Annotated in this window: 12 protein-coding genes; 2 read left to right on the top strand and 10 right to left on the bottom strand. The window is 35.3% G+C overall.

Features of this window, described 5'->3' with window-relative positions; genetic code table 11:
• Window positions 1-32: 32 nt before the first annotated feature.
• On the top strand, window positions 33-2,063 hold the full coding sequence (locus HNQ00_RS10720) for a BCCT family transporter (protein ID WP_173838501.1): 2,031 nt from the start codon (window positions 33-35) through the stop codon (window positions 2,061-2,063).
• 240 nt (window positions 2,064-2,303) lie between these two features.
• Here the strand turns inward: HNQ00_RS10720 and HNQ00_RS10715 are convergent, their stop codons facing one another.
• The 6 genes from HNQ00_RS10715 to HNQ00_RS10690 form a co-directional block, all read right to left on the bottom strand.
• A complete protein-coding gene (locus HNQ00_RS10715) occupies window positions 2,304-4,094 on the bottom strand; it encodes an acyl-CoA dehydrogenase family protein (protein WP_173838500.1) in 1,791 nt (596 codons plus the stop codon).
• 168 nt (window positions 4,095-4,262) lie between these two features.
• Window positions 4,263-5,444 carry an acetyl-CoA C-acyltransferase gene (locus HNQ00_RS10710; RefSeq protein ID WP_173838499.1) on the bottom strand — a complete coding sequence of 394 codons (1,182 nt, stop codon included), beginning with the start codon at window positions 5,442-5,444 and terminating at the stop codon, window positions 4,263-4,265.
• 110 nt (window positions 5,445-5,554) lie between these two features.
• The gene (locus tag HNQ00_RS10705; protein ID WP_173838498.1) at window positions 5,555-7,945 is read right to left on the bottom strand and encodes a 3-hydroxyacyl-CoA dehydrogenase/enoyl-CoA hydratase family protein; all 2,391 of its coding nucleotides are present in this window, start codon (window positions 7,943-7,945) and stop codon (window positions 5,555-5,557) included.
• Window positions 7,946-8,055: 110 nt separating this feature from the next.
• A complete protein-coding gene (locus tag HNQ00_RS10700) occupies window positions 8,056-8,538 on the bottom strand; it encodes a MarR family winged helix-turn-helix transcriptional regulator (protein WP_173838497.1) in 483 nt (160 codons plus the stop codon).
• A 276-nt stretch (window positions 8,539-8,814) separates the two neighbouring features.
• Window positions 8,815-10,590: an AMP-dependent synthetase/ligase gene (locus HNQ00_RS10695; RefSeq protein WP_173838496.1), complete on the bottom strand. Its 1,776-nt coding sequence runs from the start codon at window positions 10,588-10,590 to the stop codon at window positions 8,815-8,817.
• A 236-nt stretch (window positions 10,591-10,826) separates the two neighbouring features.
• The gene (locus HNQ00_RS10690) at window positions 10,827-12,188 is read right to left on the bottom strand and encodes a GAF domain-containing sensor histidine kinase (protein ID WP_173838495.1); all 1,362 of its coding nucleotides are present in this window, start codon (window positions 12,186-12,188) and stop codon (window positions 10,827-10,829) included.
• A 488-nt stretch (window positions 12,189-12,676) separates the two neighbouring features.
• Between HNQ00_RS10690 and HNQ00_RS10685 the strand changes: the two genes are divergently transcribed.
• On the top strand, window positions 12,677-13,168 hold the full coding sequence (locus HNQ00_RS10685; RefSeq protein WP_173838494.1) for a DUF4920 domain-containing protein: 492 nt from the start codon (window positions 12,677-12,679) through the stop codon (window positions 13,166-13,168).
• Between the two features lie 98 nt (window positions 13,169-13,266).
• Here the strand turns inward: HNQ00_RS10685 and HNQ00_RS10680 are convergent, their stop codons facing one another.
• From HNQ00_RS10680 to HNQ00_RS10665, 4 genes are all read right to left on the bottom strand, one after another.
• Entirely contained in the window at window positions 13,267-13,782 is a 516-nt protein-coding gene (locus HNQ00_RS10680; RefSeq protein ID WP_173838493.1) for a hypothetical protein, read from the bottom strand.
• Between the two features lie 194 nt (window positions 13,783-13,976).
• Window positions 13,977-14,966, bottom strand: coding sequence for a DUF3644 domain-containing protein (locus HNQ00_RS10675; RefSeq protein WP_173838492.1), 990 nt, complete (start codon window positions 14,964-14,966; stop codon window positions 13,977-13,979).
• Between the two features lie 158 nt (window positions 14,967-15,124).
• The gene (gene purL / locus HNQ00_RS10670) at window positions 15,125-18,793 is read right to left on the bottom strand and encodes a phosphoribosylformylglycinamidine synthase (RefSeq protein ID WP_173838491.1); all 3,669 of its coding nucleotides are present in this window, start codon (window positions 18,791-18,793) and stop codon (window positions 15,125-15,127) included.
• Between the two features lie 111 nt (window positions 18,794-18,904).
• Window positions 18,905-20,491: an endonuclease gene (locus HNQ00_RS10665; protein ID WP_173838490.1), complete on the bottom strand. Its 1,587-nt coding sequence runs from the start codon at window positions 20,489-20,491 to the stop codon at window positions 18,905-18,907.
• Window positions 20,492-20,742: the final 251 nt, after the last annotated feature.

Below are 20,742 nucleotides of genomic sequence, written 5' to 3'. Positions count from 1 at the left end.
CATTGTTTGCAGTTAACTTTATTTAACTATTTATGAATAAACTATTATCTTTTTTAGAACAGAAGTATAATTTTAAAACTGATTTCACAAAGTCAGTTGCCTTACCTAGTCTTACGATTATCATCGTAATTTCTCTTTTTTGTGGAATTTTCTCTGTAGAGGCAGAACAATTTTTTAATGTCGTTAAAGGAGTAATTTTCAAAAATTTAGGTTGGCTCTATGTGTTAATTGTTACTGTTTTTGTAATTTTCTTAATAGGTCTGGCAGTTAGTAAACTAGGTAAGATCAAGTTAGGGGCTGATGATACTAAACCAGAGTATTCCTTCTTCTCCTGGGTAGCCATGCTTTTTGCTGCTGGTATGGGAATTGGTTTAATGTACTTTGGTGTTGCCGAAACTATGGCTCATTTTGCTAATCCTGCGATCAGCAATCTTGATGTAAGTTTAAGAGCAAAGGAGGCGCAGTTGTATACGTTCTTTCACTGGGGTTTTCATGCTTGGTCGATTTATGGTGTGGTAGGATTATCTATGGCATATTTTGCGTATCGTCATAATTTGCCTATTGCTATTCGTAGTGGGTTTTACCCAATGTTGAAAGATAAAATACATGGACGTTTTGGTGATATTGTTGACGTTTTTGCTTTGTGTAGTACGTTCTTTGGTATTGCTACTACCTTAGGCTTTGGTGTTTTGCAATTAAGTGCCGGACTTGAAAGTTTAGGTGTGATTCCTAATACTAGCTTCGAGTATCAAGTAGGAATTGTAGTTGTCGTGATGTTGATTGCCATTATATCTGCTACAAGTGGATTAGGAAAAGGAGTTAAAAAACTAAGTGAAATCAATATCATAATGGCGGGTGCGCTAATGCTGTTTGTTTTAATTGCAGGGCCAACCATTTATATATTAAGTACCTTAACAGAAGGAATTGGACATTATGTAAGTAACTTTATGTCATTGACTTTTAATACATACGCTTTCGAAAAAGACAGTCAAGAGTGGTTTTCTAATTGGACGATACTGTATTGGGCTTGGTGGATTTCATGGGCTCCTTACGTAGGACTGTTCATTGCTAAAATTTCTAAAGGTAGAACAATACGTGAGTTTATATTAGCTGTTCTATTCATACCAGCACTTTTCAACTTTGTGTGGATGACCATCTTTGGAAGCAGTGCTATCTGGATTGACAAATTTGTTGCTCATGGTGCTTTAAGCGAATTTGCAAATAATCCGGACACCTTGTTATTTAACTTTTTTGGTTACTTTCCTTTAACTAGTTTGTTGAATGTGCTTTCGATTGCTATTATTTGCGTGTTCTTTATCACATCAGCAGATTCTGGAATATTTATAATGAATGGGATTTCGTCAAAAGGAGCTACAAATTCTCCTAAATGGCAAAATGCTTTTTGGGGAGTTTTGCTTACCGTTGTATCGCTAAGCTTATTACGCTCTGGAGGATTAGCCTCTTTACAGACCATGACGCTAGTTACTGCACTACCATTCGGGATAATCATGTTGTTGCTTTGTGTGAACTTATGGAAGGCCCTATCGGCAGATAATGAGTACAGTATGACCAAGTATTCTCATGGAAGTTTAAACTGGAATGACTACCACTGGAAGGTTCGTTTACAAAAAATTCTAACCTATTCACAAAAGAAAGATATTAGGAAATTCTTGAATGAAACAGTACGTATTTCATTTGAGGAATTGGTAAGCGAATTAGAGAAGAACCAAATTGAAGCTAGTATTGTTTACCATACTACTCCTAATAATTCTATAGAGCTTGTCATCAAACACGAGCAATTACGCGATTTTGTCTTTGGGGTGATGGCACAACCGCAAACCGTATCAGAGACTTTAGTAAACGAATTAAACATGCCTACTATTGATTCTGAAACGATGTTTTTACCAATAACGTATTTTGGTGATCATCGAATGGGTTATGATATTCAATATTTAAGTAAGGACGAAATAATCTCTGACGTTTTAAGAGAGTACGAACGTTTCTTAAACTTAGGTTCAGATGGTACGCATGATTTATTTGTAAAACCAACGGTTATCGAATAATAGCACTGCTATCTATAAAAAAAAACTGCAATCCTGTATTGCAGTTTTTTTTTGCTCTGTTTTTAAATAGAGATGGAGTTGATAAATAACCATCGCTCATCTAGTTGTTCCTAATTATAGCTAGGGTAGTGGTAGGCTTTTATTCGAAAGAGAATATGCTAAAAATTAAAAACCGCAATCAAATTAATGAGTGCGGTTTTTTAAACAAATAAAATTCAACTTAAAACAATCTTCAATATGCTAGAAACAGTATTCGTTTTTAGCAACTAGCTTAGAAGTAATAGTTTCTTTTAAAGCTACAACATTTGGCATGTTAGTATATTTAGTGAAACGTCTTAATCCCATAAGCATCATGCGTTGTTCATCTCCTTCTACAAATGAGATGATCGCTTCTTTACCTTTTTGTGTTACAATATCAACTGCTTGATACAAGTACAATCTTGCCATTGCAATTTGTTCTTCAACTTTATCTTCTCCTTCTTTTTTAGCTAATTTTTCAGTTCTAAGGATTGTACTTTCTGCCATGTAGATTTCGATCAACATGTCTGAAGCCGACATTAAGATTTGTTGGTGAGAGTCTAATTCAGTTCCGAATTTTTGAACTGCACTACCAGCAACCATCATAAATGCTTTTTTCAATTTAACAATTAAGTCTTTTTCCTCAGCAAACAACTCAGAGAAATCTGGAGTATCGAATGAAGGAATACCTAATAATTCCTCACCTACTTTCGTTGCAGGTCCTAATAAATCAACATGACCTTTCATTGCTTTTTTAATCAACATTCCTACAGATAGCATTCTGTTGATTTCATTTGTACCTTCATAGATACGAGCGATACGAGCATCTCTCCAAGCGCTCTCCATAGGAGTGTCTTCTGAGAATCCCATTCCTCCAAAGATTTGAATCCCTTCGTCAGAACAGTTTTGAACGTCTTCAGAAACAGCTACTTTCAAGATAGAACACTCAATTGCGTATTCTTCAACACCTTTTAATTCAGCATCTTGATGCGTAGACCCTTCTGCTTCACGAGTAGTAATTCTGTTTTCGATATCTTTTGCTGCTCTATAAGTAGCACTTTCACCAGCATAACAGCTCGTTGCCATATCAGCTAATTTGGAACGGATGGCTCCAAACTGTGAAATAGGTGTATTAAATTGTAATCTTTCGTTTGCGTAAGCAGTTGCATTTGTGATCACTCTACGTTGAGCATCTAGACAAGCAGCAGCAAGTTTAATACGTCCAACATTTAAAGCGTTCATTGCAATTTTAAATCCGTTTCCTCTTTCAGATAACATGTTCTCAGCAGGAACTTTTGTTTCATTAAAGAAAACTTGACGAGTAGAAGAAGCTCTAATTCCTAATTTGTGCTCTTCTTCGTTCATTGTAATTCCATTCGCAGGATTATTTTCTACGATGAAACCAGTAATGTTTTTATCATCACCAATACGTGCAAAAACGATGAATACACTACAGAAACCTGCATTCGAAATCCACATTTTTTGACCTGTAATTGAGTATGTTTTACCATCTTCAGATAAAACTGCTTTTGTTTTTCCTGAGTTAGCATCAGATCCTGCACCTGGTTCAGTCAAACAGTAAGCACCAAACCACTCACCTGAAGCTAATTTAGGTACGTATTTTTGTTTCTGTTCTTCGCTACCATATAAAGTGATTGGCATAGTACCAATTCCTGTATGTGCTCCAAAAGCAGTTGAGAAAGATCCCGTTGCTCCAGAGATGTAATCACATACTAAAACGGTGTTTACAAATCCCATTCCCATTCCGCCGTAAGCCTCAGGAACTGCTACGCTTAAAAAACCTAAGTCACCCGCTTTACGCATCGTTTCTTCAGTTAAAGCATAATCTTTCTTTTCAAAACGGTCTTTATTAGGCCATAATTCTTTATCAACGAACTCTTTTACAGAGTCACGCATCATTATTTGTTCTTCATTGAAGTCTTCAGGAGTGAAGATATCTTCGCACTTTGTTTCTTTTACAAGGAATTGTCCTCCTCTAGTTACGTCTGCCATAATTTGCCCCCTAACCCCCGAAGGGGGAATTCCTACTAGGGGTCGGTAGGGTTTTAAATTCTCTAACCTAAATGAAGTTAAAGATGTGAATATATCTGTTTAAGAACTTTGAAATCTATTTTTTTTATATTAAATCTTGGTAATTCCCCCTTTGGGGGTTAGGGGGCTTTACATCAACTCATAAACCCCAGCACTACCTTGACCTGTACCTACACACATCGTAACGATTCCGTATTTGTTACCGCGGCGTTTCATTTCATCAAATAATTGAACTGATAATTTAGCACCTGTACATCCTAGTGGGTGTCCCATCGAGATTGCTCCACCATTTACATTGATGATATCAGGATTTAAATCTAATTCTCTGATTACTGCTAATGATTGAGAAGCAAAAGCTTCGTTCAATTCGATTAACTCGATATCGTTAATTGATAAACCTGCTTGTTTTAATACTTTCGGAATTGCTTTTACCGGTCCAATACCCATGATTCTAGGTTCTACACCTGCAGATGCAAAGTTTACTAATCTTGCGATTGGTTCTAGGTTTAATTCTTTTACCATTTCTTCGCTCATAACCAGTACAAAAGCAGCACCATCACTCATTTGTGACGAGTTACCTGCAGTTACACTTCCGCCAGCTTCAAAAACAGGTCTTAATCCCGCTAATGCTTCCTTAGAAGTTCCAGCTCTAGGACCTTCATCTTTGTTTACAACATAAGATTTAGTCTCTTTTTTACCATTTTCATTGATAAACGTTTGTTCTACTGTAATAGGAACAATTTGTTTATCAAACTTCCCATCAGCTTGCGCTTTCAAGGCTTTCATGTGTGAGTTAAAAGCAAACTCATCTTGGTCTTCTCTAGAAACTTTGAACTGCTGTGCTACAGCTTCGGCTGTTAAACCCATTCCCCAGTAGTAGTCTTCGTTTCCTGCTTTTGCAACAGCATAATCCGGAGTTGGTTTGTAACCACCCATCGGAATAAAGCTCATGCTCTCTGCACCACCTGCAATAATACAGTGTGCCATTCCTGATTGAATTTTGGCTGTAGCCATACCAATCGTTTCAAGACCAGATGCGCAGTAACGGTTTACGGTTACCCCAGGAACATCCTCTACTTTTAATCCCATCAAAGAGATCAAACGAGCAACGTTAAGTCCTTGTTCTGCCTCAGGCATCGCGTTACCTACCATTACGTCGTCAATACGAGTCTTGTCAAAATCAGGCAGCTCATTCATCATGAATTCGATGGTTTCTGCTGCTAGTTCATCAGGTCTTTTAAATCTAAAAACTCCTTTTGGTGCTTTACCAACTGCAGTTCTGTATGCTTTTACTATATAGGCTGTTTTCATAATAGCCCCCTAGCCCCCCGAAGGGGGAATTCCTATTAGGGGTGAATAGGATTTTTAGTTAATATTATAGTTAAACCTTCTAGATTCCCCCTTAGGGGGCTAGGGGGCTCTTAGTTACGTAGCGGTTTCCCTTTAGTTAACATAAATTGGATTCTTTCTAATGTTTTTCTTTCTGTACACAATGACAAGAAAGCTTCACGTTCTAGATCTAATAAATATTGTTCGCTAACTAATGTTGGCTCAGATAAATCACCACCAGCCATAACATATGCTAGTTTGTTGGCAATTTTCTTATCGTGCTCAGAGATGTATTTACCCGCTTCCATTTGGTCTGTTCCTACTAAGAACATTCCTAAAGCTTGTTTCCCTAATACACGAACATCTGTTCTACGAATAGGTTGTGTGTAACCCGCTTCAGCCATTAGTAAAGCATGTTTCTTAGCTTCTGCAATTTGACGGTCTTTGTTTACTACGATAACGTCTTTACCATGTTGTAATAATCCAGTGTCAAATGCTTCATAACCAGAAGTCGATACTTTTGCCATAGCAATAGTCAAGAAATACTCTTGCAATACATTTAGTTCTACGTCATTTTTATGGAATAAGTCTGAGGCACGTAATGCTAGTTCTTTAGAACCACCACCACCAGGAATAACTCCAACACCAAACTCCACTAATCCCATGTACGTTTCTGCAGCAGCTACTACTTTATCAGCATGTAAACTCATTTCGCATCCACCACCAAAAGTCATTCCGTGTGGTGCTACTACAACTGGAATAGAAGAGTAACGTACACGCATCATCGTGTCTTGGAACATTTTGATAGCCATATTCAACTCATCATATTCTTGCTCCACGGCCATCATAAAGATCATTCCGATGTTAGCTCCAACAGAAAAGTTTCCGGCTTGATTACCAATAACTAATCCTTGGTATTCTTTTTCGGCTAAATCAATGGCTTTATTGATCGCTTGTAAAACGTCACCACCAATAGTATTCATTTTTGAAAGGAACTCTAAGTTGATGATTCCATCTCCTAGATCAGTGATTACACCACCACTGTTGCTCCATATTTTTTTGCTTTCGCGAATGTTGTTCAGGATAATAAAATCATCTTGTCCAGGAACTTTAACTTGTGCTTTTGCAGGAATACTGTAAAAGTGAGTTGCACCATCGGTTACAGTATAGAAGCTTTTGTTTCCAGCAGCTAGCATTTCTGTTACCCATGCAGCTGGTTCAAGACCTTCTGCTTTCATGATTTCGATTCCTTTTTCTACTCCAATAGCATCCCAAATTTCGAATGGTCCGTTTTCCCAACCGAAACCAGCTTTCATAGCATCGTCGATTTTGTATAACTCATCTGAAATTTCAGGTATTCTATTTGAAACATAAGCAAACATTCCAGAAAAACTTTTTCTGTAAAATTCACCTGCTTTGTCTTTACCTTTTACAAGAACTTTAAAACGATTGATTGGTTTATCAATTGATTTAGTTAATTCAAGTGTTGCAAACGACGCTTTCTTAGCTGCTCTATATTCTAAAGTGTCTAAATCTAAAGTCAGGATTTCTTTTCCTACTTTCTTGTAGAAACCTTGTCCAGTTTTGCTTCCTAACCATTTACTTTCCATCATTTTGTTTACAAACTCTGGAAGCTTAAATAAGTCGTGTTGCTCATCATTTGGACAGTTTTCGTAGATTCCGTTAGCAACGTGTACTAATGTATCTAATCCTACAACGTCAACAGTTCTAAAAGTAGCCGACTTAGGACGACCAATTACTGGTCCAGTCAATTTGTCTACTTCTTCAATCGTTAATCCCATTTCCTTTACCAAGTGGAATAAACTCTGGATTCCGAAAATTCCAATACGGTTTCCAATAAATGCTGGTGTATCCTTAGCGACAACTGATGTTTTTCCTAAAAATTTCTCTCCATATATAGTAAGGAAGTCTAAAACCTCTGTAGAAGTTTGTGGGCCAGGAATAATTTCAAATAATTTTAAATAACGCGCTGGGTTAAAAAAGTGTGTTCCACAAAAGTGTTTCTGGAAATCTTCACTTCTTCCTTCACTCATAAAGTGAATAGGAATACCAGAAGTATTAGAGGTAATCAACGTTCCTGGCTTACGGTATTTTTCTACTTGTTCAAATACTAGCTTTTTAATATCCAGTCTTTCAACAACTACCTCAATGATCCAGTCCACATCAGCAATTTTTGCCATGTCATCCGTAGTGTTACCTGTCTTGATGCGATTAGCAAACTTTTGACTATAAATAGGAGAGGGTTTAGATTTTAAAGCATTCATCAAATGCTCATTAACTAAACGATTGCGAACAATTTTACTCTCTAATGTCAGTCCTTTTTTAGTTTCAATCTCAGTTAGTTCTCTAGGAACGATATCAAGTAGTAAAACTTCGACACCAATGTTGGCAAAATGGCAAGCAATTCCCGAACCCATAATTCCGGATCCGATTACTGCAACTTTTTTAATTGTGCGTTTCATACGTAGTTTTTATTTGTTTTTTATTAGAATGGTACTGCTTGTAGCTCTTATTTAAAAAGTATAAAGTAGTACGCGTTTATTGTTATGTGTAAATGCAACGACAATTAAGACTATCGTTGTTCAATTTTTAATGCTTCTTCTTGCTCGGCTTCGCTACTTGTAGTAAAGATGCTTTTTTCGGCAATTAGCTCGTTAATTACATCAGCGACTTCAGCAAAATGCTGTAACTTCTCATCTGATATGTTTGCTCTTACTGCCTCATTAAATTTGAGTACTGTGTTCTTAGACAGGTCTCTTTTTTCTCTACCAAATGGTGTAAGGTAGATTAATACACCGCGGCCGTCTTCAGGATTTTTCTTTCTTATGATTAAGCCTTTGTCTTCCATAGATTTTAGAGTACGTGTCAAGCTAGTTGCTTCCATTCCCATTTTTGGACCTAATGCCGTAGATGGTGTACCTCCTTCTTTGTCAATACTTAAAAGAGCAAATCCGGTTGCCATGCTAGCATCGTACTTAGAAGCTTCTTCATTGTACATTCTAGCAACGGCTTGCCAAGTGGCTCTCAGTATGTAATCTATAGTTTTGTCTTTCATATCTCTCGCAATCGATTTCAAATATACAAAAAAATATACTATGCACGCATAATAAAATCACTTTTTTTAACAGGAGATTTTAAAAAAAAATCAGTCTTCCCTTTTTTTTTAGAATATAAACTGGCGTAACAATGACTTGAAACAAGACGAATTCATTTTCGAACTAAATTAAAGCTTTGGTTTTACCTTATCGTTAAATTATCGTCAATAATAATTTTAATTTTTCGACAAAAAAAAACCACGAAAATTAATTCGTGGTCTCTCATTTGGTTGTGGTTAGTTATAAATTTTTTGGTATAAATTATCGTAATTCTTTAAAATGATTTTTCGTTTCAATTTTAAAGTAGGTGTTAAGTGTCCTCCTTCGATAGACCACACATCTGGTGTTAATTCAAAGCGCTTTATTTGTTCCCAATGTCCAAATTTAGTGTTGATTTGGTCAATTTCTTCCTGGATGCGTTTGATCACCTGATCGTTGTTTACGATAGCTGCATTGGTGGTTCCTATGTCAAATTTATGTATAGCAGCCCACTCTTTAACAAAATCAAAATTAGGTTGGATTAAAGCAGCCGGCATTTTTTGCCCTTCACCAATCACCATTATCTGTTCGATAAAACGCGATTGTTTCATCAAGTTCTCAATAATTTGAGGTGCAATGTATTTTCCACCTGATGTTTTGAACATCTCTTTTTTACGATCGGTAATTTTAAGGAAGCCATCTTTGTCAAATTCACCTATATCACCAGTGTGAAAATAACCGTTAACAATTACTTCATTAGTTAATTTCTCATCTTTAAAGTACCCCATCATTACATTAGGTCCTTTACAAAGGATTTCGCCATCTTCAGCGATTTTAACCTCTACCTCATTGATTAGTTTACCTACTGTTCCTACTCTAAACCCTTTATTTCTCAAATCGTTTACTGAGATTACAGGAGAAGTCTCGGTTAGGCCATATCCTTCCATTACTGGAATTTCTGCCGCAGCAAAAATGCGAGATAACCTTGTTTGTAAAGCCGCACTTCCTGAAACCATCAATTCTAATTTGCCGCCTAATCCTTCTTTCCATTTGCTGAAAATCAATTTTCTAGCAATCTTTAGTTGGAACTCGTACCAAGCGCCATTTGCTCCGTAAGGTTCATATCGCAATCCTAGGTCTATCGCCCAGAAAAATAGTTTCTTTTTTATACCGGTAAGTTCTGTTCCTTTAGCGTAGATCTTATCATACACTTTTTCTAATAATCTAGGAACAGCTGTAATTACTGTAGGTTTTACTTCCTTTAAGTTATCGCTAATTTTTTCTATTGATTCTCCAAAGTAAATAGACACTCCATAATACTGGTATAGATAAAGGATCATACGTTCAAAAATATGGCATACAGGCAAAAAGCTTAATGCCACACTGTTTCCTGCTTCAAACGGAATTCTTTCAGCACTATTTAATACGTCAGATACAATGTTTTTATGAGACAACATTACTCCCTTAGGACGTCCTGTAGTTCCAGATGTATAGATAATAGTCGCTAAGTCATCGGTTTTTACCGTGGCTTTGCGCGCATCTACGTCGCTCTGGTTACTTTCGTCAGCACCTAGCGTAAGCAAATCATTCCAATTTTTACAACCAGGAATCATGTCAAAACTAAAAACCTCTTTCAGGTTAGCTGTTTTGTCCTTAATCATATTTACTTTATCAAGCACTTCTTTATCTGAAACAAAGCAGTAAGAAGCCTCTGAATGATTTAATATGTATTCGTAATCCTGCTCAGATATAGTAGGGTATATTGGTACAGTCTGTGCACCCGTTTGTAGTACACCTATATCAATAATATTCCATTCTGTTCTATTTGTAGAAGATATAATTGCAATTTTATCACCTTTATTGATCCCCATTTTTAATAAGGCTCTTGATATTGTATTGGCTTTAGCTATATATTCTTGTGTTGAGGTCTTCACCCAAACGCCGTCAACTTTACTGACTAATGCATCTGGAATTGAAGTATATTTATCTTGTTGATAATAAGGAAAATCAAAAAGTCTTGTAATTTGAGTCATTATATAATAGTATAGGATTGTGACGCAAATTAAATAAAAATTAATTGTATTTATATAAAATCAAAAATTAAATAGAAAAATTTGCCAAATTTGCAGGCATTTTACGAAAACGTTTTCTTTATTGTGATTTTTTAGTCAAAAACTAGACTAAACTGTGCATTTCTTTTATAAAGAAAGCGTTCTACAACACTATTAAATGCTGTAATAAAACAATATGAAGGCTCAAAGGTGCCTGACTAAGCTATTTCTGGTATGTATATGTGCAATGTTGTTCCAATATTCTCACTACTTTCTGCTTCGATAAAACCATTGTGATTTTCAACAATCTTTTTTACTATCGCTAGACCTATCCCTGTACCCATTTGCATTTCTTGAGCACCTAATCGTTGAAAAAGTTCAAAAATCTTGTCTTTATATTTGTTGTCAAACCCAATTCCGTTGTCAGTAATTTTTAAATAGTAATAGGACTTGCTTTGATCTAAAATTGGTTTTCGAAAAGAAATAGCGCTGTCAAGCACACATTCAAATATAATATGAGGTGCTGTAGCGGGATTTGAAAATTTTAAAGAGTTAGACAATATATTGTGTAGTAGTTGCCTAAACTGAAACGTAATCATTTTTACTTCGATAGTATCTTTGAAGACTATTACGGCGCCTTTTTCTACTATTTCCTCTTGTAAGTCGTATTTAATATCTTCGATTAATTTATTTAGAGGTACTTTTTCAAACGTTTTTTCGGTAGTTGTTGTACGTGAATAGGCGAGGAGGTCTTTGATTAACATACTCATTCTATCAGCTGACTTGCCTATTCGTAACAAATAATTTTTACCTTTATCTGAAAGCAAATGCAATTCTTTATCGATTATTATCGAACTGAAAAATTGGATTTTGCGCAAGGGTTCTTGTAAATCGTGACTCGAAATGTAATTGAATGCTTCGAGCTCTTTATTCATAGTCGCAAGTGTGATATTCTGTTCAGCTATTTCTCTAGTTCTATCAGAGAGGTTTTTGTCAATTAAAAGCTCTAAATCCTTGTTATAAACTTCTAGTTTTTGATTTTGGATTTCTAACGCTAATCGCGCTTGCTGTAAATCACTATTTACTTTTCTAAGCTGTAGCAAGTTCATTGCTTGGTTAGAAAGCATCTTTAAAGCGGCGAGTTGTTTCTCAGTTAGTTCTCTAGGTTTATTGTCAATAATACATACCGTTCCCAAGCCTAAACCATCTTCTGTTACAATAGGTATTCCTGCATAAAATACAATATTGGGATCACCCAGAACTAAGGGGTTTTCTTTAAAACGACTGTCATTTCGACTATCTGTGATAATAAAAGGTTCGTCAATTGCCTCAATCGCATGGCTGCAAAAGGAATCAATGCGTGGAGTGCTCTTAGTATTCAAGCCTAAATTAGATTTGAACCATTGGCGGTCCTTGTCTACAAAGCTTACTAAAGCGATAGGAACATCGCATATAATTGATGCCATCAAAGTAATGTCATCGTAATCTTTCTCAGTTAATGAGTCTAAAATGTTATAGGATTCTAGCGCTTTTACTCGTTGCGCCTCTCTATCAGTAAATAGGTTGTTTTCCAAATTCATACGCTACAAAATTATGAAAATATAATTACATTTTGGTAAATTTTATTTCGTTCCATATGCTGTCTTAGTGGGGGTTTTTAGAGTAGTTTTCCAGCTAAAGTACATTTGTAATATTTGGGAAATCATAAATAAAATTAGCTCTTGAGTCAAAGCGGGTTTTTAGTTTTCTGTTCTAAAATTACATAGATTTTCTACGTATTGAACTTTACAAACGGTACGCTATTAGCTTGAAAATAGTAACTGTCTTTACTTGTTGAATGCTTAACTAATAGTAAAATAAAAGATGATTTTATCTGTGCTACTCGCTACAATGTGATGCAAAATGAATCTACTTGATATTTTTCTAGCTAAACTTTCAATAGGCTAGCGCAAAATTTCAAGCGTGTTATGAATGTCTGCTCAGATAAAAAAAGTGTTTTTTTTTATTATGGTTTTATTTTTCTACCTATTTTTGATTCTACCTATTAAACCAACCAAAGTAAATAACAATGAAAAAAACGTTTTTAATTGCGTCTTGTATCCTAGTGTTAGCAAGTTGTAAAAAGGAAGAAAAAGAACTTACGATGAAATCTGATATGGCTTATGCTAGCTTTGGGGATAGTATCTCAACAGATGATGCGTTATCTAAGGAAGATGTACTCGCTACTTATGAGAAATTATCTCAAGGAGATACTGTCGCTGTTAAGTTTAAATCAAATATTAAGGCAGTATGCAAAGAAAAAGGCTGCTGGATGAATTTGGATTTACCAGAAAATAAGGAAGTGTTTGTGAAATTTAAAGATTATGCTTTTTTTGTCCCTACAGATTCTAAAAATGAAGAGGTAATCATCAGTGGAAAAGCCTACGTGAGTGTTGAGTCTATTGAAGACCTAAAACATTATGCTAAAGATGGTGGTAAATCACAAGCAGCTATTGATAGTATAATTGCACCAAAAACAAAGTATTCACTACTGGCTGATGGCGTTTTAATTGGGAAATAATAAAGCTCCACTTTCAGTTTTAAACAAAAGCTTTATATAATAATGAAAGGCGCTTCTCGAAGGAAGCGCCTTTTGTATGAAGGAGCTACTTTAATGGATTATTTTTTGGACTTATTTAATTCTAATAACAATTTTTTGTCAAAGGGAATTGGATTTAAACTGTCTTGAGCTGTGTCGTAGATATAGAGTTTTTGTTGCAATGGGTCAAAAGTATATTTTGCAATTATTGTTATATGATCAGTATAGCTTTCATGTAGGCTAAAGTCATAAGTTCTTGAAAAACTATTTGCAGTATCTTTTTCCGGAGAAGGACTTCCTTCTAAGGTATAACCATATGAAGTTCCTCCGTTTTTTATTATAGCTTCGTTTAATCCTTTTGTTTTGTCAATAAATGATGGTGATGTAGTTAATATTTTTGCAACAATATTAATACGATTCGTTGTTTTTTGAATGGTGTTACTGTCGATTTTAGTTCTTTTTAGCTCTTTTAACTCATTGGTTGCAGCTGAAATGGTTGTTTTTTGACTATTTATTTTAGTGTTGTTCTGACAGCTATACATTGTAATTAAGACTAAAATTAATGGTACAATTAAACTATTATTAGATTTTTTCATAACGATTGGTGTCTTCAAGATTATAGACTATTTTACAAAGAAAAATTTTAATTTGGTTTTTTATTATTTTAAAGACGTGTCGCGACTTTAAGGAGTATTGAGCTTTTTTAACACGATCTTTCGGGTTTTATAAAAGTTCTTGCGATAAAAAAACGTGAATTTACCACATATTTTGCCATTTTTGCTAACCGCTGTTATATGTTTGTTGTTTTTCCTTTTTTTGTAAAAGTTTTGTCTAATTCAGCCCACACATTGGCACTATAAAAAGGTTTGTTCATAGACTTAATATTTTCAGGATCTAATTTTCTATTGTAACATAGTTTTTCGTTTAATTTAATATGTCGCATTGCATCGTGAAATAATGTAGTTTGTTTAAAATCTAAATATCTTTTTTTAGCGTTTGCGACCAACTTTCTAGTGTCGAATGGAAATCTATTTCTAATATCCTCTTCTGATAGATTTACAGGGATTCCATCTTCTGCGTAACGAAAATTTATTGAATCAAAACTGTTTGATTTGTTAAATTGAATATCGATGGAAATTGCAATTGTATAATCATCGTCAGTTGTGTTATCAACTTTATTTTTTACAAAATCAATATATTTTTTTACCTCATCTGTCGTTATTGAGCTTACATCTACTTTCGAATCTACGTAGGCCAATGGCATGAGATAAAAATTATATTTACTTAAATCAATGTCAACTTCCCATTCTTTGATAATATTCATATAATTTTTAATACAAGCAAAGCCAAGCTCCTGTAATTCTTTTGAAATTTCTTTTTCGTTATGAAAATGAATTGCATTATCTCTCAGTTCAACTAATGATTCAATGCTGTTTTTAATATTTGAACTTAAATTTATTCCTTTCTCCTCTATTTTTTTTATCGTTTCAAATATTCCAATTGTCATTGGATTTTGGGCTCTGTTTAGTCTAGGTTTTTTTCGCGCTGATTTTTCACCGTTTTGTTTAAGAACGAAATCCATTACATAAAGGTGAGTAATTTTATAGTTATATTTTTTTAACAAAAATGCCTTTAAAATCAGTTCCCAAGCATTAACAGCAAGTATTGCAAAAGTTTCTTCCCGATATGAAAAATTTGGTTTATTATAAATTTCTATTGCAGAAAGCATTGAATTAATAGATTTATCTAATAAACTTCGATAAGTTTTATTTATTTTCATTTTAACTACGATTTTTTTACAATAACGCATAACTACATTATCACATCAATCTAAAGTACAATTTAAACTTCAAATCATAATTATTAATTGTAAATAAATTCGCAACATAAAAAAAGCGCTCTTTTTCAAGAGCGCTTTCGAATAGTATAAACAGAAAATTATTTATTCTCAATCCACAATCGTGCATTAACAAATGCTTCATGCCATGGTGAAACCTCATCGTTTCTATCTTTTGGATAATTAGCCCAGTTCCATTGAAAAGTTGAACGCTCAATATGTGGCATCATCACTAGGTGACGACCTGTTGTGTCACATAGCATTGCCGTGTTGTAGTCAGAACCATTTGGGTTTGCAGGGTAACTGTCGTAGCCATATTTACCTACGATGTTGTAGTTTGCTTCTGACTCTGGTAAATTAAATTTTCCTTCACCGTGTGATACCCAAACTCCTAATGTTGCTCCTGAAAGGCTTGATAGCATCACCGATTTGTTTTCTTGAATCGTCACCGATGTAAAGATACTCTCGTGTTTGTTACTATCATTATGCAGCATTTTTCCGTGCACTTCATGTTCTGGATTTATTTTTTCTAATTCCATCAACAGTTGGCAACCATTACAAATCCCAACAGATAAAGTATCTTCTCTTTTAAAGAAATTGTCTAAGGCTGTTTTTGCTTTTCCGTTGTACAAGAAAGCTCCTGCCCAACCTTTTGCTGACCCCAATACATCTGAGTTAGAGAAACCTCCAACAGCACCAATAAATTGAACGTCTTCTAAGTTTTCACGCCCAGAAATCAAATCGGTCATGTGAATGTCTTTAACATCAAAACCGGCTAAATACATGGCATTTGCCATTTCACGTTCTGAGTTACTTCCTTTTTCACGAATGATAGCCGCTTTTGGTCGCTCACCACTGCTGATTACTGGTTTTTTACCTGTAAAATGAGCAGGGAAAGTAAACTGTAATGCTTGGTTTTTATAATTGTCAAAACGTGCTTGCGCTGTTCCGTTTTTAGATTGTTTTTGATCTAGTAAGAAAGAGGTTTTGAACCAAATATCTCTGTAGTGTGCAATATCTAGTGCACAAGAACTAAATTCTATTTTGGCGTTAGTTGTAACTGTTCCTAGTTTGTAGAAAGAAATACCATTTGTATTTAACTTAGCTTCTAACTCAGCATCATTTTTTGCTTGAAAAACAAGACCTATGTTCTCAGCAAAAAGGTATTTGATAATGTCTTTTTCCTCAAAAACAGAGAAATCAATTTTGGCACCCAAATTCACATCTGCAAAACACATCTCTAGTAAAGTTGTGATCAAACCACCACTTCCTATATCGTGTCCTGCTACAATTTGATTGTCAATAATCAATTCTTGTATTGTATTAAAGGCTTTTTTGAAGAAAGCAGCATCTTTAATAGTTGGTGCGTCTTTTCCAATTTTGTTCAATGTTTGTGCAAACGAAGATCCGCCTAGTTTAAACTCATCTTGCGACAAATTAATATAATAAATAGAATCCCCGTCTCTTTGAAGTACAGGTTCAACTACTTTTTGAATATCAGTACAGTTTCCACCTGCCGAAATAATTACCGTTCCCGGTGCAATTACTTCTTCGTTTGGATAACGTTGTTTCATTGAAAGCGAATCTTTCCCAGTTGGAATATTCACGCCTAATTCGATTGCAAAATCTGAACAACTTTGAACAGCTGCGTACAAACGAGCGTCTTCACCTTCATTTTTACAAGCCCACATCCAGTTAGCAGAAAGTGAAATTCCGTCCAAACCACCTTTTATAGGAGCCCAAACTATATTAGATAAAGACTCAGCAATAGCCGTTCTCGTTCCTGCAACAGGATCAATTAATGATGCAATAGGCGAGTGGCCAATTGAGGTAGCAACACCTTCTTTACCGTTGTAATCTAAGGCCATTACACCACAGTTATTCAATGGCAATTGTAGAGGTCCTGCCGTTTGTTGTTTGGCTACTTTTCCACCTACACAACGGTCTACTTTATTTGTCAACCAGTCTTTACAAGCAACTGCTTCTAGCTGTAAAACTTGCTCTAAGTAAGTTGAGATATTTTTCTTGTCGTATCCTAAGTCGGCATAGTTTCTATCAATGTTCTTGTCGTTCATTACAACTTTTGGAGAACTACCAAAGAAATCTTCTAAAGCATAATCCATAGGTTTAGCACCAGTAGTTTTTGATTCGAATGTAAAACGATGATCTCCCGTCACGTCACCTACTTGGTACATAGGAGAGCGTTCTCTGTCAGCAATGCGTTGTAAAATATCAATATTTTCTTTCGCAATAACAAGTCCCATTCGTTCTTGTGACTCGTTACCAATAATTTCTTTTGCCGAAAGGGTAGGGTCACCAACAGGTAATTTGTCTAGATCAATTAATCCTCCAGTTTCTTCTACTAGTTCTGATAGACAGTTTAAGTGTCCACCTGCTCCGTGATCGTGAATAGAAACAATTGGGTTAACATCACTTTCCACTAATCCACGAATGGCATTAGCAGCACGTTTTTGCATTTCTGGATTCGAACGCTGGATGGCGTTTAACTCAATACCAGAACTAAAAGCGCCTGTATCTGCAGAGGAAACTGCCGCTCCACCCATTCCAATTCTATAATTTTCTCCACCTAGAATAACGATTTTGTCTCCTGTTTGTGGTTTCTTTTTTATGGCTTGATCTAATTTTCCGTACCCTATTCCACCTGCTTGCATGATTACTTTGTCAAAACCAAGCTTGCGCGCGTCTTCTTCATGTTCGAATGTTAGAATAGAACCAGTAATTAGCGGTTGTCCAAATTTATTTCCAAAATCAGAAGCTCCATTTGAAGCTTTGATCAGAATATCCATTGGTGTTTGGTACAACCATTTTCTTTCTGTCATTCCGTTTTCCCAAGGTCTATTATCTTGAGCAGAGTCTTGGGACTCTAAACGAGAATACGAAGTCATGTATACCGCCGTTCCTGCTAGCGGTAAAGATCCTTGTCCTCCTGCTAAACGGTCTCTGATTTCTCCACCAGCTCCCGTTGCAGCACCATTAAAAGGCTCTACAGTTGTAGGGAAATTGTGTGTTTCCGCTTTTAACGAAATAACAGAGTCAAACTCTTTAACTTCATAAAAGTCTGCTTTGTCAGCACTCTTTGGAGCAAATTGTTCTACGCGTGGTCCTTTTACAAAAGCCACGTTATCTTTGTATGCCGAAACGATATCGTTCGGGTTTTCTTGTGATGTCTTTTTGATTAATTTGAATAATGATGAAGGCATTTCTACACCATCGATTACAAATGTTCCATTGAAAATCTTGTGACGACAGTGCTCTGAATTGGCTTGTGAAAAAGCAAAAACTTCTGAATCAGTCAATTTTCTACCAATTTTCACCGCTAAGTTGTCTAAATATTCTACTTCCTCGGGGCTTAAAGCCAAACCTTCTGATTGGTTGTACCCTGCAATGTCCTCAATATCTAAAATCGCTTCAGGAGCAATGTTTATTTTAAAGATGTCTTGATTCAATGCGCTGTACTTTTGCGAAAGCATAGGATCAAAATCAGAGAAATCTTCGGCTACTGCTTTAAATTCTTCGATTCTAATAATTCCTGAAATCCCCATGTTTTGAGTGATTTCAACAGCATTAGTACTCCATGGAGTGATCATTGTGGCGCGGGGTCCAACAAAAAAATCCGTCAATACGGATTTTTCTATCTTATGCGAGTTGGCAAAAAGCCAGTTTAATTTTGAAATGTCTTGAGCCGAAATTTCGTTTTGCGTCTGTACTGCAAAAACTGTTTTGCTTTGGTTTTCAAAGAAATGGATCATTGTTGTGTAGTTTGTTGTATTGCGTTGCAAATTTAGTTAATTAAGATTAAAATGCTAATAAAAAAAGCGGCAATATTGCCGCTTTTTGATTGCTTATTATTTTACTGTTTACTAGTTGATTACGATTTTTTTTGTGCTTGTATGTGTATCATCTGAAACTTTGACGATGTGCATTCCTTTAGGTATGTTTTTAACTGATAATGTGTTGCTATTGCTACTATCAGCTTTAAAGACAACTTGCCCAACCAAGTTATAAATAATCACAGTAAATGACTTGCTAGAGTTGTATATTACAATATCTCCTAGAGATGGATTAGGGTAAATAATTGTCTCGTCTAATGTCGTTTTTTCGATCATAGTTTCTTCTGAAATAAGCGCTGTTTTACTGGTGATTTGTGCGATTCTAGCTCCCAAGTTACTGCAAATATCTGAGGAATAAATATCCCAATCATTACTTTTATTAAATGTGGTTTTAGGACCTGTCGCAGTACTTTTTCTCCTTAAAGTCACGTCTGCTGCAAAGTTTGCGCTGCCGCCATTGTACAAACCGATGATATCAATCAATACACCATTTTTAAATAAGCCCACCGGGTCATTACCATTAAAGGTCATTTCGTTGGCTGATGTACTAATGTTTGATGCTGCAGTTGAGTAACAGCTCGAGCTTATAGCGCTATTTACAATGGTATATTTGCTTCCCTTAGTTAGCGACCCAGTCAAATTGATTCCTGAACTCCAAGCTCCTGATCCGTTTGTTTGTTTTCTTATACTATATCCAGATAGGTTGATCGTACCCGCTGTAGCGTTAGCTATTTCGAGGGCTTTATTATTTGACGATCCTTCAATATATTCTGATATGTAAAGATCTGTGAACGTGTTAGCTGTGCTTGTAACAGTACTCCATATTTTTTGTACGTATTCGGGATGATCGATGTACGGATTTCTATTATTTTGGATGGCATAAATCGCATTGTTACGGGCTATTTCTCTAGGACTTACAGGGTCAAGTGCGTTCCAACTTAGTAACATATTTAAGAATGCTGTTGTAAAAACTTGGTTGTTAGTTCCGTTAAACATAAGATAAGAATACCCATTTACCGTTGTTTCATAACGTGTAGCAAAATAGAAATACATGCGGGCAATATCGCCTTTGAATTCGTCAATAGGTTCAAAAACGGTTCCTGAATATCCTGAAACAGAACTAGTTCCTAATTTACTGCCATTTAATGAGGTCCAGCTCGAAGTAGCTACAGTCCCATGTGGATAGTTAGAGCGTTGTCCATTTACTTTTCCATCGGTGGGAGTTATAAAATGAGCATCTGACACCATTGGTGCGCTAGAATTAAAGGTAGATTGTGGGACAATGTGCTCTCTGTTGTAACAGTCACCTTCTTTAGAATATGTTCCGCATCGTTGTGTACTAGTTGTAGCATAGGTGTAGGGGTCAGATCCATTGGGTTTTTCAGAATACATGTCTAAAACTGTTCCGTCCTTTTCGTAAAAATTATCTACATCAGACGTTTGATAGGTAGTGTACAATCCATTATAACCTTTGTCTGAATGGTTTTTAATAATATTGTAAAGCTGTGTTTTTAAGCTGTATCCAGTACTTGTTGCACTATTATAATAGCCAGATGGAATTTGAGCAATTGCTGTAGTTATGCTAAAAATGAGAATAAAGGTGTAAAGTTTTTTCATGTAATAAATAATAGATTTGGGTTATAGTTAGGGGGGGATTTAAACTTTTTATTAGGGTTTTATTTGGCGCCAAATCTATGTAAATAATTAACACAAATAGTTAAGAAAATTTTAACTTTTTAACTTATTGTTTAATGTTATGTTGATAAATTACTAGCTATGTAAAATGAATTGATATTCTGATGTTTACCTAATTTTGTTTTCCTTACGCACTATTATCTACTTGTGTACTGATTGTATTGTATAATTAT

It is taken from the genome of Flavobacterium aeripolare, assembly GCF_013294025.1.
In the GTDB taxonomy this organism is placed as follows: Bacteria; Bacteroidota; Bacteroidia; order Flavobacteriales; family Flavobacteriaceae; genus Flavobacterium.
This window is presented reverse-complemented; position numbering and strand designations above follow the sequence as displayed.